Raw genomic sequence first — 24,296 nt, 5'->3', positions numbered from 1 at the left:
GCCTAGTCCTGGGCCGAGAGGGCCTTTTCCAGTTCCGGCAGGAAACGGTGGGTGTAATCCTCGCGGATCAGGGGGCCGGCATGGCGGTAAAGGACGCGGCCCTCGCCGTCCACGATGAAGGTCTCGGGGGGCGCGGTGACGCCCCAGTCGATGGCGCCGCGTCCCTTGGGATCGGTTGCCAGCGCGGCAAAGGGATCGCCGTCCTGCGCCAGGAAGGCCAGGGCGTTGGCCTCGGTGTCGCGCAGATCGACGCCATAGACCGGCATCCGCTTGGCAAGGTCGATCAGGGTCGGATGCTCGGCCCGGCAGGGCGGACACCAGCTTGCCCAGAAATTCACCAGCTTGACGCCGGGCTGGCGCAGCATGTCGTCGGTCAGTTGGGTCTTGCCGGGCAACGTGGTCTGCGGAAGCGCAGGCGCCTGCCGCCCCACCATTGCCGATGGCAATCCGTTGGGGTCGTCGCGTCCCATGCCCCACAGGAACATGGCCGCAAGGGCTGCGAAGGCCAGCGGAGGAATGGCGACAAGCGGCGAGATCCTAGCCATGCTTTTCCTGCCTTTCCAGATCGCGGCGGGCGCGGGCATTCGCGGCCAGCGTCTGCCAGATCAACCCGCCCAGCAGCGCCAGCGACAGCCCATAGGCGCCCAGTACGGCGCCCGCGTATTTTCCAAGTTCGATCATGTGCGCATCTCCCGTGCTTGCAGCGCGGCCAGCCGTCGCTTGCGGATTTCCGTCCGGGTGCGGATCAGCAGCAGCGACAGGAACAGCAACCCGAAGCCCAGCATCGTCAGATACAAGGGGTATCGGTAAACCGCGCTCATCCGTTCGCCCGACTGCACCGACAGGCTGGCGCCCTGGTGCAGGCCCTGGTTCCAGAAGAACACCGCATAGCGCGACAGCAGCGCGAAGACCGATCCGACCAGGCACAGCACGCCGGTCAGGTCGGCGGCGCTGTCGGGATCCTCGACCGCCGACCACAGCGCCATATAGCCGATATAGAACAGCAGCAGGATCAGGAAGCTGGTCAGCCGGGGATCCCATTCCCACCACGTCCCCCACATCGGCTGGCCCCAGACCGCGCCGGTGATCAGCCCGATCACCGTCATCACCGCGCCGATGGGGGCGGCGGCCTTAGCGGCAAGCGCGCTGACATGGTGGCGGCGGATCAGCCAGATCAGGCTGGCCACCAGCATCATGACCCAGATGTTGATCGCCATCATCGCGGCGGGCACATGCAGGAAGACGATCTTGACGGTGGACCCCTGCCGGTAATCCTCGGGCGTCAGGAATCCCCAGGTCAGCCCTGTGACCGTGCAGACCGCCGCCCCCGCCACCACCCAGGGCAGGATCGCGCCCGATGTGCGCATGAACTTGACGGGGTTGGCGTATTCCCAGATCGACATATCGTTCCCCTAGCGTCGGCTTGGTGGCGGCTCAAGCCCGGTTCACCGCAGATTGACCCGCAGCGCGGCGGCTGCGGCGAAAGGTATCACCGCCAGCACCCCCGCCGTGATGCCCGCCAGGAACAGAAGCGGCGTTCCCGTATCGCCGCCTTCCTGCCCGCGCCGGATCATCTCGGTCCCGAAGATCAGCGTAGGGATATAGAGCGGCAGGACCAACAGCGACAAAAGCAGCCCCCCGCGCCGCAGCCCCACGGTGACGGCGGCGCCGAAGGCCCCCAGCATCGACAGCGCGGGCGTGCCCAGCAGCAGGGATGCCAGCAGCGCCGGGACCGCCGCGCCGGGCAGGTGCAGCAGGATCCCGAACAGCGGCGCGGCGACGATCAGCGGCAGGCCGGTGGTGATCCAGTGCGCCAGCGCCTTGATCGCCACCGCGCCCTCCAGCGGCAGGGGCGAGGTCGCCAGCAGGTCCAGGCTGCCGTCCTCGTGATCCAGGGCGAAGATGCGGTCCAGCGACAGCAGGCAGGCCAGCAGCGCGCCCAGCCACAAGATGCCCGGCGCAATGGGTTGCAGCGCGGCGGTGTCGGGTCCGACGCCGAAGGGCACAAGCGCGCAGAGGATCAGGAAGAAGGCCACGCCCAGACCGAAGCCGCCGCCGGCGCGGATGGCCAGACGCAAATCGCGGCGCAGCAGGGCGATCATGCGAAAGCCTCGTTGAAGCCTGCCGGGCGGGCGGTGCTGTCCGCCCTGGCGCGGTATGGCGTCAGGTCCAGCACGCCGGCATCCAGACCCAGGTCGATATGGGTGGCGATCAGCGCCGCCCCGCCCTGCGCCAGATGCCCCCGCACCATCGCGGCGAAGCGCGCCACGGACGCCGCGTCCAGCGACACGGTGGGTTCGTCCAGCACCCACAGCGGACGGCGCGCGACCATCAGCCGGGCCAGACCCAGACGCCGCTTCTGACCCGCCGACAGCGCCGCCGCCGGGCGGTGAGCCAGACCCGTCAGATCCATCGCCGCGATCGCGCCCGCCACATCGCCGCCGCCGAAGATCTGCGCCCAGAAGGCCAGGTTTTCCGTCACCGTCAGCGCGCCTTTCAGCCCGTCGGCATGGGCGGCATAGGCCACGGCGTCGTCGGCCATCTCGATCCGGCCCGCGACGGGGGGTTGCAGCCCCGCGACCGCGCGCAGCAGCGTGGTCTTGCCGATGCCGTTCGGGCCGCGCAGGATCAGCGCCTGGCCTGCGTCCAGGGCAAAGGACACGCCCTCGACCGTCCGCAGCCCGCCGCGCGCGACGGCCAGATCCTGGACGGCCAGCAGGGTCACAGGGGCAGCAGGGCGCAGGCGACGCGCCGCCCCTCGGACAGGGTGACGTTATAGGTGCGCGCGGCGGTGGGCGAGGCCATCGCCTCGACCGCCACCCCCACCGCTTGCAGGGAGGCGACCAGATCGGCGGGGGCATGGGCGACATCCGCCCCCATGCCGATGAACAGCACGTCCACCCGACCGGCAAGCGCGGTCAACGCCGCGCGGTCGTCCAGCCCGCCCCAAGGTTCGGCGCCCGCCGCCGTGACCAGCACAGCGCCCTGCACGACCTTGCCGCCGACCCGGAAGAACCCCGGCCCATAGCCGTCGACGGGCACGGACCCGCCGAAATCGCTGGGCGTCAGCTTCATCAGGGACGTTCCGCGTTTTCAAAGGGCGAGGCCGCCAGCTTCGGATCCTTCTTGGACCAGTCGCGTTTGACGCCCAGCCACAGCACGATGTTCTTGGCGACGTAGATGGTGGAATAGCAGCCGACCACCACGCCGAACAGCATGGCGATCACGAAGTCGCGGATCACGTCGCCGCCGAAGATCAGCATCGCGGTCAGCGCGATGGCGGTCGTCACGGCGGTCATGATGGTGCGCGACAGCGTTTCGTTGCAGGTCAGGTTCATCAGGTCGATCAGGGGGCGAGTCTTGTATTTCATCAGGTTTTCCCGCAGCCGGTCGAACACCACGACCGTGTCGTTGCAGGAAAAGCCCAGCGTCGTCAGCAGCGCCGCGATGGTGGTCAGGTCGAATTTCAGCTGGAACAGCGAAAACAGCCCGACGGTCAGCAGCACGTCATGGATCAGCGCCACCACGCAGCCGATGGCGAACTGCCATTCGAAGCGCAGCCAGATATAGGCCATGATCCCCAGGCAGGCCGCGCCCACGGCATAGAAGGCCGTCTGGATCAACTCGCCCGAGACCTTCGGCCCGACCGATTCGACCGAGGCGAAGACGATCTGCGGATCCACCTGATGCAGCGCGGCCTCGATCTGGTTCAACTGCTCGGGGCTGACGGATCCTGTCTCATCGGTGGTGCCGATGCGGATCATCGCGACGTGGCGGTCGGCGCCGAAGCTGGGGTCGAAGACCTCGGTGATGGCCAGATCGCTGAAACCCAGGTCGTTCAGCGCGTCGCGGTAATCGCCCACCTCGAAGGCAGTCGAGCTTTCGGTGCGGATGGTGGTGCCGCCCTTGAAGTCGATGCCGAAGTTCAGCCCCATCACCGCGATCAGCAGGACGGAGATCACCATCGCCACGGCCGAGATCCCGAAGGTCAGCCACTGCCAGCGGAAGAAGTTGAAGTTGGTGTTGTCGGGGACGAGTTTCAGACGGAATGCCATTGCGGTCCCCTTACAGGATCAGTTCTTTGGGCTTGCGCCATTCCAGCCACCACACGATCATCAACCGGGTCAGGAAGATCGCCGTGAAGACCGAGGTGACAAGCCCGATGGTCAGCGTCACGGCGAAGCCCTTGACCGGGCCGGAACCCAGGAAGAACATCACCGCCGCCGCGATGAACGAGGTGACGTTGGCGTCGATGATCGCGCTCATCGCCTCGTCGAAGCCGTCGCTGATGGCCTTGGCGACACGCTTGCCCGCGCGCAACTCCTCGCGGATGCGTTCATAGATGATGACGTTGGCGTCCACCGCCGTGCCGACGGTCAGCACGATCCCGGCGATGCCCGGCAGGGTCAGCGTGGCCCCCATGATCGACATGATCGACAGGATCAGGATCACGTTGGCGACGACCGAAATCGAGGCGAAGGCCCCGAACAGCCCATAGCTGGCAATCATGTAGGCGACGACCGCCGCGGTCGCGATGATTGAGGACAGGCGCCCCGCGTCGATGCTGTCCTGGCCCAGTTCCGGGCCGATGGTGCGTTCTTCCAGGAAATCCAGTTGCGCGGGCAGCGCGCCCGCGCGCAACAGCACGGCCAGCTGGTTCGCGCCGTCGAAATCCATAGACCCGGAAATCTGGCCGGATCCGGCGGTGATCGCCTGCCGGATGACCGGGGCCGAAATCACCTTGTTGTCCAGCACGATGGCGAAGGGCTGGCCGATATTGGCGCTTGTATAGGCGCCGAACTTGCGCGCGCCGGTCGGGTTGAAGCGGAAATCGACCGCAGGCATCCCGTTCTGGTCGGTCGAGGGAACGGCGTCGGTCAGTTCCTCGCCGGTGACGACGGGGCTTTCCTCCAGCGTGTAATACAGGCCCTCCTGTTCGGCGGAGGGCAGGATCACCTGGCCAACGCCGGGACGCGCCTGCGGGTCGGTGCCGGTGGCCACGACGGAATTGAAGGTCAGCTTCGCGGTGGTGCCGATCAGCGATTTCAGTTCCTCGGCCGAGCCGATGCCGGGCACCTGGATCAGGATGCGGTCGGCGCCCTGGCGCACGATGGTCGGTTCGCGGGTGCCGACCTCATCGACGCGGCGGCGGATGATCTCGACGCTCTGCTGGACGGTGCGGTCGTCGGTCACGGCCTTTTCGGCGTCCGACAGCTGGATGGTGATGGTGTTGCCCTGCTGCTGGATCGCCAGGCTTTGCTGGCCCGCGCCGGTCAGGGTGGTGACAGGGGTCGAAAAGCCGCGCACGATCTCGATGGCGCGGGCGATGCGGTCGGCGTTCTCGACCTCGATCTTCAGCGTGCCTTCGGGCGACGGCAGGCGACGGATGGCGCCCAGAGTGGCGCGTTCGTCGGCAAGCGCCCGGCGCAGTTCGGGCCACAGCGCGTCCATGCGCGCCTTGTAGACCTCGGCCACACGGACCTCGCCCAACAGATGCGCGCCGCCGCGCAGGTCAAGCCCAAGCGCCACCAGCGAACTGGGCAGCCAGCCCGGCCAGCCGTCGCGGGCGGCGGCAAGCTCGGGCGTCTCGACGCCGGTCTTGGCGATCTCGGCCACGGCGTCGTTATGGGATTCGACCCTCTGGTAGAACATGTTGGGCACGGCAAAGCCGATGCCGAGGACGCACAGCCCGATGATGAGAATGCGTTTCCAACGGTCGATCTGAAGCATCTTCGCCGAAGCCCTTGAAAGTGATTGTGAAAAGGATCAGCCGTTGGCGGCGACAGGCTCGGTCCGGCTGACCACCTGGGACACGGTGGCGCGCACGACGCGGACCTTGACGCCGGTTGCGATCTCGACCTCCAGTTCGTCGTCGCGGGCCGAGACGACCTTGCCGATGATGCCGCCCTGAGTGATGATGTGATCGCCCTTCTTCAGCGCCGCGACCATGTCGCGATGCTGTTTGACCCGCTTCTGCTGCGGGCGGATCATCAGGAAATACATGATCGCGAAGATCAGGATCAGCGGGATGAACTGCATCAGGGCGGCGCCGGGGGCGGCGCCGCCTGCGGCGGCCTGGGCATAAGCGGGGGTGACGAACATGGCTATCCTCTCGGCTGTCATGGCGGTGGACCCCGCCCGAATTGGCGCGCAACCTATCGCCGCCATCCCTGCTTGGCAAGGAAGCCCGGCCGCGCGCGGGACCGCGCGGGCAAACAGGATCGTGAGCGCCGCCCGAGGCCGCGGCCTCCGCTGTCCTACAGCACCACCGGCAGCATCGACAGCACCAGCAACGCGGCCATCGTCGCGTTGAAGGCCCGCAACCGGCCCGGACGGTCCAGCAGACCCCGCAATCCCTGCCCGGCGGCGGCCCATGCCGCGACCACGGGCAGGTTCACCATGGCGAAGACCGCTGCCACGACCAACGGGCCGCCCACCCCCGCCGCATAGGCCGACAGCGCGCCAAGCGCCATCGCCCAGGCCTTCGGGTTGACCCATTGGAAGGCGGCCGCGCCCAGAAAGCCCAGCGGACGGCCCTGCGCATCGGCGGGCGACGGCGGCGCGGCGGTGGCGATCTTCCAGGCCAGCCACAGGACATAGGCCAGGCTTGCCCATTTCAGCGCCCCGGCCACGGCAGGGTTGCCCGTGACGATCCGGTCCAATCCCAGCCCCAGGATCCCCACCATGGCGCCGAATCCCAGCGACACGCCCAGCAGATGCGGCACCGTCCGGCGCAGGCCGAAATTCGCGCCCGAGGCCATCAGCATCATGTTGTTCGGCCCCGGCGTGGCTGAGGTGACGAAGGAAAAGCCCAGCAGGGCCAGCAAAATCTCGGCAGTCATCGCATCTTCTCCGCGTCAGGCGCAACGATAGCGCGACAATGGCGGATAATTGTTGCAAAGATAGTTCCATTGTTCAAAATAGTGCAATTCATGAGCACAGATGACCAGATCAACGACCGCATCTTGCGCGAACTGTCGCGTGAAGGGCGGCTGCCGAATACGGAACTGGCCGCGCGGGTGGGCCTGTCGCCCTCGGCCTGCCTGCGGCGGGTGCAGGATCTGGAACGGCGCGGGATCATCGCGGGCTATCGTGCGGTGATCAGCCCCAGGGCGCGCAATATCGGCTTTGTCGCCTATGTCGCCGTTGGCCTGGCGCGCCATGCCAACGACGCGCAGAAGGCGTTCGAGCGGACATGCCTTGCCGCGCCCGCCGTGCGCGAATGCCACAACATCACCGGCACGATGGAATACCTGCTGCGGGTCGAGGTGGCCGACCTGGCCGCCTACAAGCAGTTCCATGCCGATGTGCTGGGCGCCTTTCCCTGGATCGCCACCATCACCACCCATGTGGTGATGGACAGCCCCAAGGACGAACGCGCCTAGCGCGCCACCGGCTGCGCGCGTTCGACCAGCCGGGCGAAGAAGCTGGCTCCGATGGGCGAGATCGCGTCGTTGAAGTCATAGGCCGGGTGGTGGACGCTGGCCGTGTCGCCCTGGCCGATGAACAGATAGCAGCCCGGCCGCGATTGCAGCATATAGCTGAAATCCTCGGCCCCCATCTCGCGCCCGGCCTCGCCCGAGATATTGTCGGCACCGACGATTTCCCGCGCGACCTGGACGGCGAAATCGGTCTGCGCGGGGTCGTTGACGGTGGCGGGATAGCCCTCGACGTAATCCAGCCGGATCGTCACGTCATAGGCCGCCGCCTGGCCTTCGCAAATCTGCGTCATGCGGCGGCGCACCATCTCGCGCACATGGGGGGCGAAGGTCCGCACCGTGCCGCAGACATAGGCGGTGTCGGGCACGATATTGTCGGCGCTGCCGGTATGGATCTGCGTGACCGAGATCGCCAGGTCGTCCAAGGCATAATGGTTGCGGCTGGAAATCGTCTGGATCGCGTTCACCACCGCCACCGCCGCGACGACGGGATCGGCGGTCAGATGCGGCATGGCGCCGTGGCCGCCCCGGCCCTGGACATGGATCTCGAACGTGTCGACGGCGGCCATGATCGGACCGGGCGTGGTGTTCATCACCCCCACCGGCAGGCCGGGGCTGTTGTGCATGGCAAAGACCCGTTCGATCCCGAAGCGGTCCATCATACCGTCCTGCACCATCGCCTGCCCGCCGCCGCCGTTTTCCTCGGCCGGCTGGAAGATCAGCGCCACGCGGCCCGCGAAATTCCGCGTCTCGGCCAGATAGCGCGCGGCGCCCAGCAGCATGGTCGTGTGCCCGTCATGGCCGCAGGCGTGCATCCGCCCCGGCACGGTCGAGGCATGGTCCAGCCCCGTCGCCTCGTCCATCGGCAGGGCGTCCATGTCGGCGCGCAGGCCGATGGTCGGTCCCGGCCCCTGCCCCTCGATGATGCCGACGATTCCCGACTCGCCGATGCCGTCGTGGATCTCGTCCACGCCGAAGTCGCGCAGGCGTTCGGCCACGAAGGCGGCGGTGCCGTAGCAGTCGAAGCCCAGTTCGGGGTGCTGGTGCAGGTGGCGCCGCCAGGCGGTCATGTCGCCGGCGAATTCGGCGATGCGGTTCAGGACGGGCATGTGGACTTGACCCCTGCGCTGTGGCAATGGCCCATCAGGACAGAAGCGAAGGGAAATCGCAATGACCGAACCGACCCGCCGCGACGCCGGGGCCGAGATCGCCCGCCTCATCGACATCATGGCGCAGTTGCGCCACCCCCGGACCGGCTGCCCCTGGGACATCGAGCAGGATTTCGCCTCGATCGCGCCCTATACGATCGAGGAAGCGCACGAGGTCGCCGATGCCATCGACCGGCAGGCCTGGGGGGAACTGCCGGGCGAACTGGGCGACCTGCTGTTGCAGGTGGTGTTCCACGCCCAGATGGCCCGAGAGGCGGGGATGTTCGATTTCGCCGATTGCGCGGCGGCGATTTCCGACAAGCTGATCTTCCGCCACCCGCATGTCTTCGGCGACGAATCCCGCGACAAGTCCGCCGAACAGCAGGTCAGGGACTGGGAGGCGATCAAGGCCGTCGAACGCGCGGGCAAGGCCGAACGCGGCACGCTGGACGGCGTGGCCCTGGGCCTGCCCGCGCTGACCCGCGCGATCAAGTTGCAGAACCGCGCCGCCCGCGTGGGCTTCGACTGGCCCGGCCCCGCCGACGTGCTGGAGAAGATCGTCGAGGAAACCGCCGAACTGGTCGAGGCGCGCGACACGCTTGGCGCCGACGCGCTGGAGGAGGAATTCGGCGACCTGCTGTTCGTGATGGCGAACCTGGCGCGGCATCTTGACGTCGATCCCGAACAGGCGCTGCGCCGGGCCAATGCGAAGTTCACCCGTCGTTTCGGCGCCGTCGAGGCGTCGCTTGCCGCCGAAGGGCGCCGCCCCGAGGACAGCGACCTGGCCGAGATGGATCGTCTGTGGGATCAGGCCAAGGCTGCGGAACGGGCGACCGAGTAAGGGGGCTTTGCCCCCGTCCCTGCGGGACTCCCCCAGGGTATTTGGCAAAGAAGAAGCGGTCAGGCCGCCAGTTGCGTGACCTGGCGCAGGGCGGCGTCATAAACCTCGATCCCGCCTTTCGACGCGCCTTCGGACAGGGTGCGCTTCCAGCCGCGCGCGCCGGGCAGCCCGTGGAACAGGCCCAGCATATGCCGCGTGATCTGGTGCAGCCGCCCGCCCGCAGCCAGATGGCGCGCGATATAGGGGCGCATGGCGTGGGCAACCTGGTCCGGCGTGTCGAAGGGGGGCGCGTCGCCCCAAAGGGAATCGGCCCGGCCCAGGATGTCCCAGGGCTGGTGATAGGCCGCGCGCCCCACCATCACGCCGTCCATGGCTTGCAGGTGATCGCGCACCTGATCGAGGCTGCCGACGCCGCCGTTGACCGACAGGTGCAGGTCGGGGAATTCCTGCTTCATCCGGTGGACCAAAGGATAGTCCAGCGGCGGAATGTCCCGGTTTTCCCTGGGGCTGAGACCTTGCAGCCAGGCCTTGCGGGCATGGATGGCGATGCGGCGGATCCCGGCGGCGCGCATTCGGGCCAGGAAAGCGGGCAGCACATCCTTAGCGATCTGGTCATCGACGCCGATGCGGCACTTCACCGTGACCTCGACCGGGCTGACCTCGATCATCCGGGCCACGCAATCCGCGACCAGATCGGGCGTCTTCATCAGCACCGCGCCGAAGCAGCCCGATTGCACCCGATCGCTGGGGCAGCCGACGTTCAGGTTGATCTCGTCATAGCCCCAATCGCCTGCGATCCGCGTGGCCTGCGCCAGGTCCGCCGAATCCGAACCGCCGATCTGCAAGGCCAGGGGATGTTCGGCGGCGTCGAAATCCAGCAGCCGGGGCCGGTCGCCATGGATGATCGCCGGGGCCGTCACCATTTCCGTATACAGCAGCGCGCGGCGCGACATCAGGCGGTGAAAGACCCGGCAATGCCGGTCGGTCCAGTCCATCATCGGCGCGACGGACAGCAATGCGGCGTCTGTGACAGAAGTTTTCATGATCCGCCGAAGACGCGCACAAGGGAAGGATGGTGGGTGATAACGGATTTGAACCGCTGACATCTTCGATGTGAACGAAGCGCTCTACCGCTGAGCTAATCACCCGTGGGCGCAGCATCTAGCAGGGGCCGACGGTGATCGCAAGGGCGAATCGGTTCGAATTCAGTCCGCCGATGACTGGGCGGATTGGCGGATGCTGGACGGGCGGCGGCGCAGGCGCAGGGTGATGATCTCTCCTCCACGCTGGTCGCGTTCCAGGTTGACGCGGGCGCGGCCCAGGGGCGGGACGGCCAGCGTCTCGCCCGCCGACAGGGCCTTGCCAAGCTGGGCCAGCGTAGCCTCGATGATGGGGCGGGCATCGGCCTTTTTCGCGCCGCTGGCGGCGACGACACGGTCCACGAAATCCTTTTTCTGAAGGACATGCGCGGGCTGGGGATTTCGGGTCGGGGTCGACGGTTCGTCGTCCGGGGAAGAAACACGCTTAATCATCACATTCCACCAAAAAAAGACAAGATACGGCTTCAGCGTGAGACTTGTTTGACCCAAGGTCAACATTATTCTTAACCAAGATCAACTCTTGACCGAAGAAGCCTGCGCGTCAATTCCGATGCGCAGGCCGTTTTTCAGGGGTCAGTCCCTGTGTTTGCGGGCACCTTTCTTGGGTGCGGCGAACTTGCCGCGATCCTTGCCCGCGGGCTTCGGCGAACCATTCTGGAAGGCACCCGCCCTGCCGGCCGTGGCGCCCTTGGTGGCGGGCTTGGCCTTGGCGCGGTCCTCGGCTGTCCAGCGGGGTTTCTTGGCCCGGACGGGGGCGTCTGCCTCGGTCTCTTTCTCTTTGGCGCGGGCGGGCCGTTTCCAGTCGCCCTCTGCCTTGCGGGGCGCGCGGGGTTCCGCCGGGCGGGGCGCGCGGTCCAGGTCGGGTTCGCCGTCCAGGCGGCGCATGGTCAGGCCCGGCTCAAGTTCCAGCGTCTTGCCGAAACGGCCCGCCTGCGCCACGGCGATCTGCACGAAGCTTTCATCCTGGCGCACGCGGATGGCGCCGATGGCGTCGCGGGTGATGCCGCCGCCGTCGCAAATCTTGGGCAGAAGCCAGCGCGCCTCGGCCCGGCCGGTATGGCCGACGGAAAGCTCGAACCAGACCGCCTCGCCGAAGGGCGGACGTTCGCGGGGGGCGGCAGGCGCGCGGTCCTGCAGGACCGTCAGTTCCTCGGGCGCGGGGCGGCCTTCGCGCCACAGGCTGATGAAGGCCTGGGCCAGCCTTTCAGGCCCGAAGCGGTCCAGCAGCATCCGCGCCATCGCGCCGTCGTCGTCATCGCCCTCCTTCAGCGCGGGATGATCCAGCATCCGCGTGTCGTCCTGCGCCCGAACCTCGTCGGCCGAGGGCGCCGGACCCCATTCGGCCTCGACCCGCGCGCGCTTCAGCAGCATCTGCGCCTTGCGCACCTCGGACGGCATGACGATCAGGGCCGAGACACCCTTGGCCCCCGCCCGCCCGGTGCGGCCCGAGCGATGCAGCAGCGTTTCGGAATTGGTCGGCAGATCGGCATGGATCACCAGTTCCAGCCCCGGCAGGTCGATGCCGCGCGCCGCCACGTCGGTCGCGACACAGACCTGCGCCCGGCCGTCGCGCAGGGCTTGCAGGGCGTGGGTGCGTTCCTGCTGGCTGAGTTCGCCCGACAGCGCCACCGCCTTGAAGCCGCGATTGGCCATCCGGGCCAGCAGGTGGTTCACGTTGGCCCGCGTCTTGCAGAAGATGATCGCGGTCCGCGCCTCGTGCAGGCGCAGAAGGTTGAAGATCGCGGGTTCGCGGTCGCGGGCGGCGACGTTGAAGGCGCGGTATTCGATGTCGACATGCTGGCGCGATTCGCCCTGGGCCATGATCCGCAGCGCGTCGTCCTGGAAGGTCCGGGCCATCTGTTCGATGGCCGGCGGCACGGTGGCCGAGAACATCAGCGTGCGGCGCTGTTCGGGCGCGGATTGCAGAATGAATTCCAGATCCTCGCGGAAGCCCAGGTCCAGCATCTCGTCCGCCTCGTCCAGGACGGCGACGCGCAGGCCGGTCAGATCCAGCGATCCGCGTTCGATATGGTCGCGCAACCGGCCCGGCGTGCCGACGACGATATGGGCGCCCCGGTCAAGGGCGCGGCGTTCGGTGCGGTAATCCATGCCACCCACGCAGGTGGCGATGCGCGCGCCCGCCTGTTCGTAGAGCCAGCCCAGTTCGGCGGCGACTTGCAGCGCCAGTTCGCGGGTCGGCGCGATCGCCAGGCCCAGGGGCACGCCCGCATCGGGCAGCGCGTCGCCGTCCAACAGCTGCGGTGCGATGGCCAGGCCGAAGGCCACCGTCTTGCCGGATCCGGTTTGCGCCGAAACCAGCATGTCGCGGCCCGCCGCGTCGCTTTCAAGAACCGCCTGCTGAACCGAGGTCAGGCTGGCATAGCCTTTGGCCGCCAAGGCCGCAGCCAGCGGCGCGGCTATCGTATCGTTTGTCATGTCATCGCCAGAATGGGGGTGCCGAACACCCGAGTGAGGGCACCGCGATCCTTGCGACAGACATCTCCCGTGGTCCGTCGCGCCGGAAATCCGAGGCCGAAAGGGCGCTTCTAGACAGACCGGCGGCAGAAGTCAAAGGAAATGGGCCGTCAGCCCATGCCAAGCGCCTGCTTGTACATTTCCAGGATCGCCTCTTCTTCGGCAATATCGTCGCGGTCGCGCTTGCGCAGGGCGACGATCTTCTTCATCACCTTGGTGTCATAGCCGCGTGCCTTGGCTTCGGCCATCACCTCTTTTTGGCGTTCGGCGATGTCCTTCTTCTCGGCTTCCAGTTGCTCGAACTGTTCGATGAACTGGCGCAGCTCGTCGGCTGCCACGCTGTAGGCCTGATCGTCCATCATCGTTTCCTTCCGTTTGGTCCTGCCCGTTCCTTGGCGGCACCTGTTAGGCGGTCTTGCCGCGCGGCGCAATCGCCGCTAGGGCGCGGGGCGGAAACATGGCGGGGATGATCCGATGACGGTCTTCGACGGGTTGATCTGGGGCGGCGCGGCGCTGACGCTGGCGGGAGTCGCGGCGCTGATCTGGTGCATCCTGACGGTGGCGCGGGCGCGCAGGGCGGGGCTGGACGACGCCGCGCTGCGCGACCGGATGCGGCCGGTCCTGGCGGTCAACATGGGCGCCCTGGCGGCGTCGATGATCGGGCTGCTGCTGGTCATCACCGGGATCGTGCTGGGCTGATGCGCGCCCTGGTCCAACGCGTCACCGAGGCCTCGGTCCAGGTGGACGGCGCCGTCATCGGCCGAACGGGGCCGGGGCTTCTGGTGCTGGTCTGCGCGATGGCGGGCGATGCCGAGGACGCCGCCGACAAGCTGGCGCTGCGCGTGGCCAAGCTGCGCATCTTCCGCGACGATGCGGGCCAGATGAATCGGTCGCTGCTGGACATGGGCGGCGGCGCCCTGGTCGTCAGCCAGTTCACGCTGGCCGCCGACACGCGCACCGGCAACCGCCCCGGCTTTTCGTCCGCCGCCGCGCCCGATGACGGGCGGAGGCTTTACGAACGCTTTGTCGCCAGCCTTGCGGCGCAAGGGATCGCGGTCGAGACCGGCAGCTTCGGCGCCGGCATGGCCGTGCGGCTGGTCAATGACGGGCCGGTGACGATCTGGCTGGATACGGCGGACCGCGCTACAGGATAAAGTCGGTCGCGCCCAGGCGGGCCGCATCGTCGATCCAGATCTCGAAATCGGCGGTCCTGTTGCCGTTCACGTCGCCGCGCAGCAGAATGCCGTCCGCCGTCTTGACATACCACAGCGAATGGGCGGCCGCCGCAGTGCCCGCGAAGGCAAAGGCCTGGTTTCCGGCGCGCGACAGGTTGGCGTCGATCGGCGACAGGTCGATGTCGTCCTGGCCCGACCGGAATTGCAGGATGCTGTCGCGCTGCGATCCGACGGCGGTGTCGGTTCTGGCGCGGAAGACGAACACGTCGCGCACCGCATCAGCCCCGCCATACATCTTGTCGCGGCCCGCCCCGCCTTCCAGCATGTCGCCGCCCGTGCCGCCTTCCAGCAGGTCGTTGCCCGCGGCCCCGAACAGCCTGTCGTTTCCGTCGCCGCCTTGCAGGCGGTCGCTGCCGGACCCGCCGCTGAGCGCGTCGTGGCCGGCGCCGCCGATCAGGGTGTCGTTGCCGGCGTGGCCCCAGATCCGGTCATTGCCCGCCCAGCCTTCGAAACGGTCGTTGAACGCGCTGAGATTGACGGTGTCGTCGCCCGCCATCATCTTCGCAAGCACAGCCCGGTCGTCCGCATTCCCATAGGTCAGCGCGGCCTTGTAGATGCTGGCCGCCGAGACGGAAAAATTCTGGGCCGACCAGATTTCGGGACCGTAATATCCCTCCTCCACCAGGGCGGTGACGGTTCCCCCGACCACATCGCCCCAAGCGTTGAAGCGCATGCCGTTGCCCAGAAAGGTGATGATCGTGTCGGCGTAACCGTCCCACCCGTTGATCAGGTAAGCATCCTGATAGACCTTCCCGCCATATTGGAAGCCGATGTTGTCATAGAACGCGTCTTCATAGAAATTGCGGGAATAGAAGTTCAGGTCGATGGCAAGGCTGTCGACCTTATAGTGGGCTGTGACGGTCGTCATGGCGATTTCCTGGCAAAAGCGGTAACAGGCGCAAAAACAACAAGGCTGTCCCAGTTTGACACCGTTCCCCGGACTGCGCGACAGGAATCGTTAATCATCGTTAACGCGCCATGGGCGGTCCCGAGAGACGATCCTGCTTGACTTGCGCGTCCCCAGGCCCCATCTGGGCCATGCCGATGCCTGCTGCCGCGTGAGCAGCCGCGATTTTCGCCCCAAAGCCCGGCACCCATTCCAGTTTCCCATTCACGCGGGGAGGCTTGCGGGCACCCTATCGCGCCCGCATCCCTGCTGATCGCCGCGCATCGGACGCGGCCATGGCCTTGCGTCCGATACGGGGGACGCGGGGAACGAGAGTTTGATGGACAACAACAATACCCGCCGCCCTGCCCGCGGCCAAAAGCCCCGCCCCCGCAACCTGCCCAACTTCGACACGAACGAAGGCCGCCGGGCGCCCGCGCGCGATCCGCTGCCGACCGGCCCCTTTGCCGACATGGGCATCGACCACCGCATCAACGCCAATATCGCGGCCATCGGGCTGACCAAGCCGACGCCGATCCAGGACCAGGCGATCCCCTCGGTCGTCGAGGGGCGCGACGTGCTGGGCCTGGCGCAGACCGGCACCGGCAAGACGGCGGCCTTCGGCCTGCCGATGCTGACCCGGCTGATCAAATACGGCAAGAAGCCCGATCCCCGGACCTGCCGGGCGCTGATCTTGGCCCCGACGCGCGAACTGGCCACCCAGATCGCCGCCAATATCGACGCCTATGCCGAAGGCACGCCGATCCGGTCGTTCCGGGTCGTGGGCGGCGCCTCGATCAACGTGCAGACCGAACGGCTGTCGCGCGGCGTCGACGTGCTGATCGCCACGCCGGGACGCCTGATGGACCTGATCGAGCGGCGCGCGATCAGCCTTGAGGCCACCACCTATCTGGTGCTGGACGAGGCCGACCAGATGCTGGACATCGGCTTCATCCACACGCTGCGCAAGATCGCGCGGATGCTGCCGCGCGACCGCCAGACGCTGCTGTTCTCGGCCACGATGCCGAAGCTGATGGAGGAACTGGCCGACACCTACCTGACCGATCCGGTCCGGGTGGCGGTGAACCCTCCGGGTCAGGCCGCCAAGAAGATCGAGCAGGGCGTGCACTTCACGACCCAGGGCGACAAGGCGACGCTGCTGGCCGAATACCTGGCCAAGCATCCGGGCGAACTGGCGATGGTCTTTGGCCGCACCAAGCACGGGTCCGAAAAGCTGGCCAAGCTGCTGGAGAAATGGGGCTTCGCCGTCGCCGCGATCCACGGCAACAAGTCGCAGGGCCAGCGTGAGCGCGCCCTGGACGCCTTCCGCAAGGGGCAGACGCAGGTGCTGGTGGCGACCGACGTGGCGGCGCGGGGGCTGGACATCCCCGAGGTGGCGCATGTCTATAACTACGACCTGCCGAACGTGCCGGAAAACTATGTCCACCGGATCGGACGGACCGCGCGCGCGGGCCGCGACGGCCGCGCCGTGGCCTTCTGCGCGCCTGCCGAGGTCGGCGAACTGCGCGCCATCGAAAAGGCCATGAAGGCGCCGATCCCGGTGATCGGCGGCGAGGCGCCGGTCGGGCCGATCCCCTCGGCCCGTCCCCAGGGCGGCGGGCGCGGCAAGCCGATGGGGGCGGGCGCGAACAAGCGTCCGGCGCGGCGTCCGTCGCGGCAGCCGAAAAGCCGGCAGGCGTAACGCAAAGGGGCGGCCTTGCCCCCTGGGTATTTGGACAAAGAAGAAGCCGCAGGGATCGCCCCTGCGGCTTTTCCTATGCCAGGCGCAGGCGGGGCAGCGACAGGGCGGCTGCGCACCAGGCCAACGCGGCGCACAGCGCGATGGCCGCGACCATGCTGGCAGCGCTGTTGTCCATGAACGGGCCCGTCAGCGCGATCATCACGCCTCCGGTCAGCATCTGGAACGTGCCGCCCAGGGACGAGGCGAGACCGGCGATGTCGGGATGGGGGTCCAGAGACATCACCATCGCCGTGGGCATCACCAGGCCCAGGCAGGCATTGCCGACGAATAGCCCCGCCATCACCACCGGCAGCGCGTCGAGGCCCAGCCAGACGATCAGAGCCAGCGCGATCATCGCCGCCGCGAAGCCGGTGATGGCAAGCGAGATCACCCGCTCCATCCCGTATCGCTGCGCCATCGGCCCCGCGAATTGCGAGGCGCTGAAAAAGCCGATCGCATTGGCCGCGAAGGCCAGCGAGAAGCCCATCGGCGACAGCCCGTATTGCCGGGTATAGACGAAGCTGGCGGACGAGATGAACACGAAGAAGCTGGCCATCCCGAAGCCGCCGATCATCGTTAGCCCCATGAAGCGCCGGTCTGTCAGCAGGCGGCGCGCGCCCGACAGCATCGGCGCCAGGCTGACCGGGCGGCGATGTTCGGGGGCCAGCGTTTCGGGCAGGACGAACAGGATCAGGGCCAGGCTGACAAGGGCGGCGACGGCGAGGACGGCAAAGATTTCCCGCCATCCGCCCCAGGCCATGACCAGCGATCCGGTTAGCGGCGCCAGCATGGGCGACACGGCGATAACGATCATGATGGTGGACATGACGCGCGCGGCGGCGGGGCCGGTCGCCACGTCGCGGATCACCGCGCGGGGCACCGCCATCAGCGTGGCCGCCCCCAGCCCCTGGACGGCGCGCGCCGCGATCAGCCAGCCGATGGTCGGCGCCAGCGCCGCGCCCACCGTGGCGGCGGTGAAGATCGCCACGCCGACCACCAGCGGCGTCTTGCGCCCCAGGGCGTCGGCCATCGGGCCATAGATCATCTGCGCGATGCCGAAGACGATGAAATACGAGGTCAGCGTCAGCGCCGCCCCGGCCTCGGTCGTGCCCAGGTCGGCGGCCACCTGCGGCAGGGCGGGCAGATACATGTCGATCGCGAAGGGACCGACGGCGGAAAGCACGCCCAGCACAAGGGCCATGCGGAACAGGGGATCGCGCATCGAGAAACCTGATTGTCCAAAGAAGAAGGCAGCGCAGAATCGCGCTGTGGGATTCGCCCGCCGCCTGCCGGTTTTTGCCAGCTTGCGCAGGGCGGCGCAACCCTTGCCGCCATCCTGCCCCGGCGTTATGGGGCGCGCATGGCCAAGCTGTATTTCCATTACTCGACCATGAACGCGGGCAAAAGCACGCTGCTGTTGCAGGCGTCCTACAACTATCGCGAACGGGGGATGGGCACGCTGCTGCTGACGGCCGCCCTGGACAGCCGGGCGGGTCATGGCGTCATCGCCAGCCGCATCGGCATCAGCGACGTGGCGCTGACCTTCGATCCTGCCACCGACATGGCCGCGCTGATCCGGGATCGCGGCGCGGATTGCGCCTGCGTCTTCGTGGACGAGGCGCAGTTCCTGACCCCGGCCCAGGTCTGGCAACTGGCCCGCGTGGCCGACGACCTGCATATCCCCGTCATGTGCTATGGCCTGCGCGTCGATTTCCGGGGCGAGCTGTTTCCCGGCTCTGCCGCGCTGCTGGCCCTGGCCGACGACCTGCGCGAGGTGCGCACCATCTGCCATTGCGGCAAGAAGGCCACCATGGTCATCCGCCGCGACGACCGGGGCCGCGCGATCACCGAAGGCGCGCAGGTGCAGGTGGGCGGCAACGAAACCTATGTCTCGCTGTGCCGCCGCCACTGGCGCGAGGCGACCGGGAACTGAGCATCAAATCTCGCGGAATGCGTGTGGCCCGCGTTGCGACGGGCGGGGGCTTGCTGTAACCATCAGCCCCAAACAGGCAAAGGATTTTCCATGCGTGCTTTCCTGCTGCGGCTGATCGCCCTTCTTTCGCTAGCCGCGCCCGTGCAGGCGTTCGAGACCACCGCGACCTCGGCCTGGGTCTATGACGTGAATACCAGCACGGTGCTGATGGCCAAGAATGCCGACGTGCCTATCCCGCCCGCCTCGATGTCCAAGCTGATGACCCTGTACATGGTGTTCGAGGCGCTGGAAAACGGCCGCCTGAAGCTGACCGATACCTTGCCCGTCTCGACCAAGGCCTGGCAGATGGGCGGGTCGAAGATGTTCGTGGAACCGCGCGACACGCCCACCGTGGAACAGCTGATCAAGGGCGTGATCGTGCTGTCGGGCAACGACGCCTGCGTGGTCCTGGCCGAAGGCCTTGCGGGAACCGAGGAAGCCTTCGCCCGCCAGATGACCGAACGCGCCAAGACCCTGGGCCTGAAGCATTCGGTCTTCAAGAACTCGACCGGCTGGCCCGCCGAGGGCCATGTCATGTCGGCCGAGGATCTGGGGATGCTGGCGATGCACCTGATCCACGATTTCCCGCAATATTACGACGACTTCTCGATCACCGAATTCCGCTACATGGACCGGGTGCCGTCCAACCGCTTCAACCGCAACCCGCTGCTGCGGCTGGACATCGGCGCCGACGGGCTCAAGACCGGGCACACGCAAGAGGCCGGTTACGGCCTGGTCGGATCGGCCGTGCAGGGCGGGCGCCGTGTGATCTTCGTGATCAGCGGACTGGCCAGCGACACCGCGCGGGCCGAGGAATCCGAGCGTATCGTCAACTGGGCCTTCCGCCAGTTCAGCATGGAAACCCTGGTTCCCGCCGGAGAGACCGTAGTCGAGGCGCCGGTCTGGCTGGGCACCCGGTCGCGCGTGGGGCTGACCACCAAGGACGGCGTGAACGTGCTGCTGCCCGCCGGGTCCAGGGATCAGGTCAAGGTCGAGGCGGTCTTCGAATCGCCCATCCCCGCCCCCATCGCCAAGGGCGACCAGATCGGCCGCCTTGTCGTGTCGGTTCCGGGCACCCAGGACGCCATCACCCCCCTGCTGGCGTCCGAGGACGTGCCCGAGGCGGGTTTCGCGGGCCGCATGAAGGGCGCCGTGATGCGCCTGGGCCACAAGGCGGTCGAAGCCGCGGGCCTTTGATGTTCATCAGCTTCGAGGGGATCGACGGCTGCGGCAAGTCCACCCAGGCCCGGCTGCTGGCCGATGCGCTGCGGGCCGAAGGGCGCGCGGTGGTCCTGACCCGCGAACCCGGCGGCAGCCCCGGCGCCGAGGAAATCCGCCGCCTTCTGGTGGAAGGCGCGGGCGAACGCTGGTCGGCGGAAACCGAATGCCTGCTGTTCACCGCCGCCCGCCGCGACCACCTGGAGCGCACCATCCGCCCGGCCCTGGCGGCGGGCCAGACCGTCGTCACCGACCGTTTCGCCGATTCCACCCGCGTCTATCAGGGCGCGGCGCGTGGCGACCTGCGCGCGCTTGTGGACCGGATGCACGACCTGGCCATCGGCGTCGAACCGGACCTGACATTCGTCATCGACCTCGACCCGGCAACCGCGCTTGGCCGGGGGATCGCGCGCGGCGGGGCCGAGGATCGCTTCGAAAGCCTGGGGCTGGATTTCCAGCGGCGGCTGGCCCAGGGGTTCCGTGCCCTGGCGCAGGAATTCCCGGCCCGTGTTCGGTTGATCGACGGCAGCGGCGTCGCGGATGACGTGGCCGCCCGCATCCGGGCCGCGCTGTGAAAACCGATCCCGACGACATTCCCGAACCCGACCGCGTTCCCGGCGCGCCGCATCCGCGCCACACGGATCGCGTGATCGGCCAGGATGCCGCCATCGCCGAATTCGTGGAGGCCGCGCAGGGCGGGCGGCTGCACCATGCCTGGCTGCTGACCGGCCCGCGCGGCGTCGGCAAGGCGACGCTGGCCTGGGCCATCGCCCGCTGGATGCTGTCGGGCGCGACCGGCCCCTTCGGCGCGGCGGACAGCCCCGAGGCGCGGCGCATCGCGGCCCTGTCGGAACCCCGCCTGCATCTGGTGCGCCGCCCCTGGGACGACAAGGCGGGGCGGCTGTCCGCGCAGATCACCGTCGATGAAATCCGGCGGCTCTTGTCCTTCTTCCATCTCTCTGCGGCCGAGGGCGGGCGCCGCGTCGCCATCATCGACGCCGCCGACGACATGAACCCCGCCGCCGCCAACGCCCTTCTGAAGGTGCTGGAGGAACCGCCCGCCGACGCGCTGATCCTGATGATCGCGCATCAGCCCGCAGGGCTTCTGCCGACCATCCGGTCGCGCTGCCGCACCCTGCGCCTGTCGCCGCTCAACCCCGCGCAGATGGGGGGCGTCCTGTCCCACCTGGGCGTGGACGACGACGCCGAGGCGCTTGCGGCCCTCTCCGACGGCTCCGTGGGCGAGGCGCTGCGGCTGGCGGGCCAGGGCGGGCTTGACCGTTACCAGCAGCTCGTGGACCTGATGGCCACCCTGCCCCGGCTGGACCGCCCCCGCGCCGCCGCGTTCGCCGATGCCGCTGCGGGACGCGCGGGGGCCGAGGGCGATCCGTTCGACCTGACCATGACGGTGCTGGACCGCTTCCTGACGCGCACCGCGCGCGCGGGCCTGATGGGACCGCCCCTGCCCCAGGCGGCGCGGGGCGAAGGCGCGCTCATGGCGCGGATCGCGCCAAACGACGGGGCGGCACGGGCCTGGGCCGAAGCGCAGGCGCGGCTGTCGGCGCGGGCGCGGACCGGGCGGGCGGTCAACCTTGACCCTGCCGCGCTGGTGATGGATATGCTGATCGAACTGGCGCATCTGCCGCCCGCGCGATCCGCCCCGCCAGCCAAAGGTTGACCCATGTCCCAAGCCGGGCTTCCCCCGATCGTCGACAGCCATTGCCATCTGGATTTCCCCGATTTCGACGGCGAACACGACGCCCTGATCGAGCGCGCCCGCGCGGCGGGGGTCACGCGGATGGTCACGATCTGCACCCGCCTGCGCCAGGAACCCCAGGTCCGCGCCCTGGCCGAACGGTTCAACGGGGTGTTCTATGCCGCAGGCACCCACCCGATGAGCGTGGCCGAGGAACCGATGGCGACGCTGGATCAGCTTGTCGCCCTTGCCGATCATCCGAAATTCGTGGGCATCGGCGAAACCGGCCTTGATTACCACTACACCGCCGAAAGCGCGGCGGCGCAGGCCGACAGCCTGCGCATTCATATCGAGGCCGCGCGCCGCACGAACCTGCCCCTCATCATCCATTCGCGCGATGCCGACGCGGACATGGCCCGGATCCTGACCGAGGAACACCGGGCGGGAGCCTTCACCTGCGTGATGCACTGCTTCACCTCCGGCGCGGCGCTGGCGCAAACGGCGCTCGCCCTGGGCTTCTATCTCTCGATCTCGGGCATCGCGGCCTTCCCGCGTTCGGCGGATCTGCGGGCGATCTTCGCCGCTGCGCCGCGCGACCGGATCCTTGTAGAAACCGACAGTCCCTATCTCGCCCCGCCCCCGCATCGCGGCAAGCGGAATGAGCCGGCCTATGTCGCGAAAACCGCCGCCATCGTGGCCGAGGCGCTCGGCATGGATTATCCGCAGCTTGCCGCGCAGACCACGGCCAATTTCGACCGGCTGTTCTGGAAGGCGGCATGATCCGCGCGACGATCCTGGGCTGCGGATCGTCCGGCGGGGTGCCGCGCATCGGCAACCGCTGGGGCGCCTGCGATCCGGCGGAACCCAAGAACCGCCGCCGCCGCTGTTCGCTGCTGGTGGAACGCCCCGGTCCCGGCGGCACCACGCAGGTGCTCATCGACACCGGCCCGGATCTGGTGCCGCAACTGCTGGACGCGAACGTGGCGACGCTGGACGCGGTGGTCTATACCCATGCCCATGCCGACCACATCCACGGCATCGACGATCTGCGGCAACTGGCCCATAACGCCGGCGCCCGCATCCCAGCCTGGGCCGACAGGCCCACGGCCGAATCGCTGCTGGACCGCTTCGGCTATATCTTCGAGACCCCGCCCGGCAGCTTCTACCCGCCGATCTGCGACCTGCACCGGATCGACGGGCCGATCGCCATCGACGGCCCCGGCGGCCCCGTCACGCTCATCCCCTTCCGCGTCCAGCATGGGGAAATCACCGCGCTCGGCCTGCGCATCGGCGGGCTGGTCTATCTGCCCGACGTGTCCGCCATCCCCGACCCTGCATGGCCGCTGATCCACGGGGCCGAGGTGTTCATCTGCGACGCCCTGCGTCCCGCGCCCCATCCCAGCCACGCCCATCTGGCGCAGGCGCTCGACTGGATCGAACGGTCCGGCGTGCCGCGCGGCGTGCTGACGAACATGCATATCGACATGGATTACGCCACCGTCGCGGCCACCACGCCCGACCATATCGCCCCCGCCTTCGACGGCATGGTCATCGAGACCACGGCGGACACCCCCGACCACCCCGCCGCGCTATGAGCGCGCTGTTCAACATCATCGTCCCGGTCTTTCTGATCGTGGGCTTCGGCTATCTGGTGGCGTGGCGCGGCATCTTTCGCGAAAGCGCGGTGGACGGGCTGATGGTCTTTGCCCAGAACTTCGCCGCGCCGACGCTGCTCTTCGCGTCCATGTCGCGGCTGGACCTGGGGACGGAATTCCGCCCCGCCCTGCTGCTGCCCTTCTATGTCGGCGCCTTCGCCAGCTTCTTCATCGGCTGGGCGGGCGCGCGGTTCGTGTTCCACCGCCCGCCCATGGACTGCGTGGCGATCGGCTTCACCTGCCTGTTTTCCAACAGCCTCCTGCTCGGCATCCCGATCATGGAGCGCGCCTATGGTCCCGGCTCGCTGTCGGGCAACTGGGCGATCATCGCGATCCATTCGCCGCTGCTCTACACCTTCGGCATCACCTTCATGGAGTTCACGCGCGCCCATGGCAGCGGGCTGTCGGTGGGTGGGGTCGCCCTGCGGGCCATGACGGGCGTGCTGCGGACGCCACTAGTGATCGGCATCCTGACCGGCATGACCATGAACGTGCTGCAACAGGCGGGCCTGGTCATGCCCGAGGGATTCTGGGCCGCCGTGGACATGATCGCCGGCGCCGCCCTGCCCGCCGCGCTGTTCGGCCTGGGCGGGATCCTCTATCGCTATCGCCCCGAAGGCGACACGGGCGCCATCGCGATGTGCTGCGCCTGTTCGCTGCTGATCCATCCGGGCATCGCCTATGGCCTGGGCCGGATCACCGGGCTGGACGACGCGGGCCTGCGGTCGGCAGTGATGACGGCGGCCATGGCGCCGGGCGTGAACGCCTATCTGTTCGCGAACCTCTATGGCGCCGCCAAACGGGTCGCCGCCACCACGGTCCTTGTCGGCACGGCCGTCTCGGTCCTGTCGATCTGGATGTGGCTGGCGATCCTGCCCTGAGGCAGCAGC

At 68.0% G+C, this 24,296-nt stretch carries 29 protein-coding genes and 1 tRNA gene; 12 read left to right on the top strand and 18 right to left on the bottom strand.

Annotated features, from left to right (window positions below):
* Window positions 1-2: 2 nt before the first annotated feature.
* The 10 genes from PARHAE_RS13275 to PARHAE_RS13230 form a co-directional block, all read right to left on the bottom strand.
* On the bottom strand, window positions 3-545 hold the full coding sequence (locus tag PARHAE_RS13275) for a DsbE family thiol:disulfide interchange protein (protein ID WP_126155068.1): 543 nt from the start codon (window positions 543-545) through the stop codon (window positions 3-5).
* Window positions 538-681 (bottom strand): heme exporter protein CcmD, encoded by a 144-nt coding sequence (gene ccmD, locus PARHAE_RS13270; protein WP_126155067.1) that lies wholly within the window; start codon window positions 679-681, stop codon window positions 538-540. The genes PARHAE_RS13275 and ccmD overlap by 8 nt, the downstream gene beginning before the upstream one ends.
* Complete coding sequence (locus tag PARHAE_RS13265; protein ID WP_126155066.1) at window positions 678-1,403, bottom strand: heme ABC transporter permease; 726 nt, start codon at window positions 1,401-1,403, stop codon at window positions 678-680. Before PARHAE_RS13265 ends, ccmD begins: the two co-directional genes overlap by 4 nt.
* A 42-nt stretch (window positions 1,404-1,445) precedes the next feature.
* Window positions 1,446-2,102: a heme exporter protein CcmB gene (gene ccmB, locus PARHAE_RS13260; RefSeq protein WP_126155065.1), complete on the bottom strand. Its 657-nt coding sequence runs from the start codon at window positions 2,100-2,102 to the stop codon at window positions 1,446-1,448.
* Entirely contained in the window at window positions 2,099-2,725 is a 627-nt protein-coding gene (gene ccmA, locus PARHAE_RS13255) for a heme ABC exporter ATP-binding protein CcmA (RefSeq protein ID WP_126155064.1), read from the bottom strand. The genes ccmB and ccmA overlap by 4 nt, the downstream gene beginning before the upstream one ends.
* Window positions 2,722-3,075 carry an Mth938-like domain-containing protein gene (locus tag PARHAE_RS13250; protein ID WP_126155063.1) on the bottom strand — a complete coding sequence of 118 codons (354 nt, stop codon included), beginning with the start codon at window positions 3,073-3,075 and terminating at the stop codon, window positions 2,722-2,724. The genes ccmA and PARHAE_RS13250 overlap by 4 nt, the downstream gene beginning before the upstream one ends.
* On the bottom strand, window positions 3,075-4,055 hold the full coding sequence (gene secF, locus PARHAE_RS13245) for a protein translocase subunit SecF (RefSeq protein WP_126155062.1): 981 nt from the start codon (window positions 4,053-4,055) through the stop codon (window positions 3,075-3,077). The genes PARHAE_RS13250 and secF overlap by 1 nt, the downstream gene beginning before the upstream one ends.
* Window positions 4,056-4,065: 10 nt before the next feature.
* On the bottom strand, window positions 4,066-5,730 hold the full coding sequence (secD, locus tag PARHAE_RS13240) for a protein translocase subunit SecD (protein WP_126155061.1): 1,665 nt from the start codon (window positions 5,728-5,730) through the stop codon (window positions 4,066-4,068).
* Window positions 5,731-5,766: 36 nt separating this feature from the next.
* The gene (gene yajC, locus PARHAE_RS13235) at window positions 5,767-6,102 is read right to left on the bottom strand and encodes a preprotein translocase subunit YajC (RefSeq protein WP_126155060.1); all 336 of its coding nucleotides are present in this window, start codon (window positions 6,100-6,102) and stop codon (window positions 5,767-5,769) included.
* Between the two features lie 155 nt (window positions 6,103-6,257).
* A complete protein-coding gene (locus tag PARHAE_RS13230) occupies window positions 6,258-6,842 on the bottom strand; it encodes a LysE family translocator (protein WP_126155059.1) in 585 nt (194 codons plus the stop codon).
* Window positions 6,843-6,932: 90 nt separating this feature from the next.
* On the opposite strand from PARHAE_RS13230, the gene PARHAE_RS13225 reads away from it, so the two are divergent.
* The gene (locus PARHAE_RS13225; RefSeq protein WP_126155058.1) at window positions 6,933-7,385 is read left to right on the top strand and encodes an Lrp/AsnC family transcriptional regulator; all 453 of its coding nucleotides are present in this window, start codon (window positions 6,933-6,935) and stop codon (window positions 7,383-7,385) included.
* Here PARHAE_RS13225 and PARHAE_RS13220 read toward each other — a convergent pair.
* Window positions 7,382-8,548, bottom strand: a complete 1,167-nt coding sequence (locus PARHAE_RS13220; protein WP_126155057.1) for a M20 aminoacylase family protein — start codon at window positions 8,546-8,548, stop codon at window positions 7,382-7,384. The two genes, PARHAE_RS13225 and PARHAE_RS13220, sit on opposite strands and share 4 nt — an antisense overlap.
* 61 nt (window positions 8,549-8,609) lie before the next feature.
* Here PARHAE_RS13220 and mazG point away from each other — a divergent pair, with 61 nt between their 5' ends.
* Window positions 8,610-9,428 (top strand): nucleoside triphosphate pyrophosphohydrolase, encoded by an 819-nt coding sequence (mazG, locus tag PARHAE_RS13215; protein ID WP_126155056.1) that lies wholly within the window; start codon window positions 8,610-8,612, stop codon window positions 9,426-9,428.
* 59 nt (window positions 9,429-9,487) lie between these two features.
* On the opposite strand, the gene dusA is transcribed toward mazG, so the two are convergent.
* The 5 genes from dusA to PARHAE_RS13190 all read right to left on the bottom strand — a co-directional run bounded on the left by dusA (window position 9,488) and on the right by PARHAE_RS13190 (window position 13,365).
* Window positions 9,488-10,471 (bottom strand): tRNA dihydrouridine(20/20a) synthase DusA, encoded by a 984-nt coding sequence (gene dusA, locus PARHAE_RS13210; protein WP_126155055.1) that lies wholly within the window; start codon window positions 10,469-10,471, stop codon window positions 9,488-9,490.
* Between the two features lie 30 nt (window positions 10,472-10,501).
* A tRNA-Val gene (locus PARHAE_RS13205) sits at window positions 10,502-10,576 on the bottom strand.
* Between the two features lie 57 nt (window positions 10,577-10,633).
* The gene (locus PARHAE_RS13200; protein WP_126155054.1) at window positions 10,634-10,960 is read right to left on the bottom strand and encodes an HU family DNA-binding protein; all 327 of its coding nucleotides are present in this window, start codon (window positions 10,958-10,960) and stop codon (window positions 10,634-10,636) included.
* A 141-nt stretch (window positions 10,961-11,101) separates the two neighbouring features.
* A complete protein-coding gene (locus tag PARHAE_RS13195; protein ID WP_126155053.1) occupies window positions 11,102-12,964 on the bottom strand; it encodes a DEAD/DEAH box helicase in 1,863 nt (620 codons plus the stop codon).
* Window positions 12,965-13,113: 149 nt separating this feature from the next.
* Entirely contained in the window at window positions 13,114-13,365 is a 252-nt protein-coding gene (locus PARHAE_RS13190; RefSeq protein WP_103172693.1) for a DUF2312 domain-containing protein, read from the bottom strand.
* A 112-nt stretch (window positions 13,366-13,477) separates the two neighbouring features.
* Here PARHAE_RS13190 and PARHAE_RS13185 point away from each other — a divergent pair, with 112 nt between their 5' ends.
* Complete coding sequence (locus PARHAE_RS13185; RefSeq protein WP_126155052.1) at window positions 13,478-13,702, top strand: hypothetical protein; 225 nt, start codon at window positions 13,478-13,480, stop codon at window positions 13,700-13,702.
* Entirely contained in the window at window positions 13,702-14,157 is a 456-nt protein-coding gene (gene dtd / locus PARHAE_RS13180) for a D-aminoacyl-tRNA deacylase (RefSeq protein WP_126155051.1), read from the top strand. Before PARHAE_RS13185 ends, dtd begins: the two co-directional genes overlap by 1 nt.
* On the opposite strand, the gene PARHAE_RS13175 is transcribed toward dtd, so the two are convergent.
* Entirely contained in the window at window positions 14,147-15,106 is a 960-nt protein-coding gene (locus tag PARHAE_RS13175) for a calcium-binding protein (RefSeq protein WP_126155050.1), read from the bottom strand. The genes dtd and PARHAE_RS13175 overlap by 11 nt on opposite strands.
* Before the next feature lie 490 nt (window positions 15,107-15,596).
* Here PARHAE_RS13175 and PARHAE_RS13170 point away from each other — a divergent pair, with 490 nt between their 5' ends.
* Window positions 15,597-16,826 (top strand): DEAD/DEAH box helicase, encoded by a 1,230-nt coding sequence (locus PARHAE_RS13170; protein ID WP_164555250.1) that lies wholly within the window; start codon window positions 15,597-15,599, stop codon window positions 16,824-16,826.
* 73 nt (window positions 16,827-16,899) lie between these two features.
* On the opposite strand, the gene PARHAE_RS13165 is transcribed toward PARHAE_RS13170, so the two are convergent.
* Window positions 16,900-18,087 carry a multidrug effflux MFS transporter gene (locus tag PARHAE_RS13165; RefSeq protein ID WP_126155048.1) on the bottom strand — a complete coding sequence of 396 codons (1,188 nt, stop codon included), beginning with the start codon at window positions 18,085-18,087 and terminating at the stop codon, window positions 16,900-16,902.
* Window positions 18,088-18,225: 138 nt separating this feature from the next.
* On the opposite strand from PARHAE_RS13165, the gene PARHAE_RS13160 reads away from it, so the two are divergent.
* The 7 genes from PARHAE_RS13160 (at window position 18,226) to PARHAE_RS13130 (ending at window position 24,287) form a co-directional block, all read left to right on the top strand.
* Window positions 18,226-18,798, top strand: a complete 573-nt coding sequence (locus tag PARHAE_RS13160; RefSeq protein ID WP_126155047.1) for a thymidine kinase — start codon at window positions 18,226-18,228, stop codon at window positions 18,796-18,798.
* Window positions 18,799-18,888: 90 nt separating this feature from the next.
* Window positions 18,889-20,034, top strand: a complete 1,146-nt coding sequence (locus PARHAE_RS13155; protein WP_126155046.1) for a D-alanyl-D-alanine carboxypeptidase family protein — start codon at window positions 18,889-18,891, stop codon at window positions 20,032-20,034.
* Entirely contained in the window at window positions 20,034-20,630 is a 597-nt protein-coding gene (tmk, locus tag PARHAE_RS13150; RefSeq protein WP_126155045.1) for a dTMP kinase, read from the top strand. Before PARHAE_RS13155 ends, tmk begins: the two co-directional genes overlap by 1 nt.
* On the top strand, window positions 20,627-21,733 hold the full coding sequence (locus PARHAE_RS13145) for a DNA polymerase III subunit delta' (protein WP_126155044.1): 1,107 nt from the start codon (window positions 20,627-20,629) through the stop codon (window positions 21,731-21,733). Before tmk ends, PARHAE_RS13145 begins: the two co-directional genes overlap by 4 nt.
* Window positions 21,734-21,736: 3 nt before the next feature.
* Window positions 21,737-22,531 carry a TatD family hydrolase gene (locus PARHAE_RS13140; RefSeq protein WP_126155043.1) on the top strand — a complete coding sequence of 265 codons (795 nt, stop codon included), beginning with the start codon at window positions 21,737-21,739 and terminating at the stop codon, window positions 22,529-22,531.
* Complete coding sequence (locus tag PARHAE_RS13135) at window positions 22,528-23,346, top strand: MBL fold metallo-hydrolase (RefSeq protein ID WP_126155042.1); 819 nt, start codon at window positions 22,528-22,530, stop codon at window positions 23,344-23,346. Before PARHAE_RS13140 ends, PARHAE_RS13135 begins: the two co-directional genes overlap by 4 nt.
* Window positions 23,343-24,287 carry an AEC family transporter gene (locus PARHAE_RS13130; protein ID WP_126155041.1) on the top strand — a complete coding sequence of 315 codons (945 nt, stop codon included), beginning with the start codon at window positions 23,343-23,345 and terminating at the stop codon, window positions 24,285-24,287. Before PARHAE_RS13135 ends, PARHAE_RS13130 begins: the two co-directional genes overlap by 4 nt.
* The last annotated feature ends 9 nt before the right edge of the window (window positions 24,288-24,296 follow it).

The organism is Paracoccus haematequi, from assembly GCF_900631945.1.
Classification (GTDB): domain Bacteria; phylum Pseudomonadota; class Alphaproteobacteria; order Rhodobacterales; family Rhodobacteraceae; genus Paracoccus; species Paracoccus haematequi_A.
This window is presented reverse-complemented; position numbering and strand designations above follow the sequence as displayed.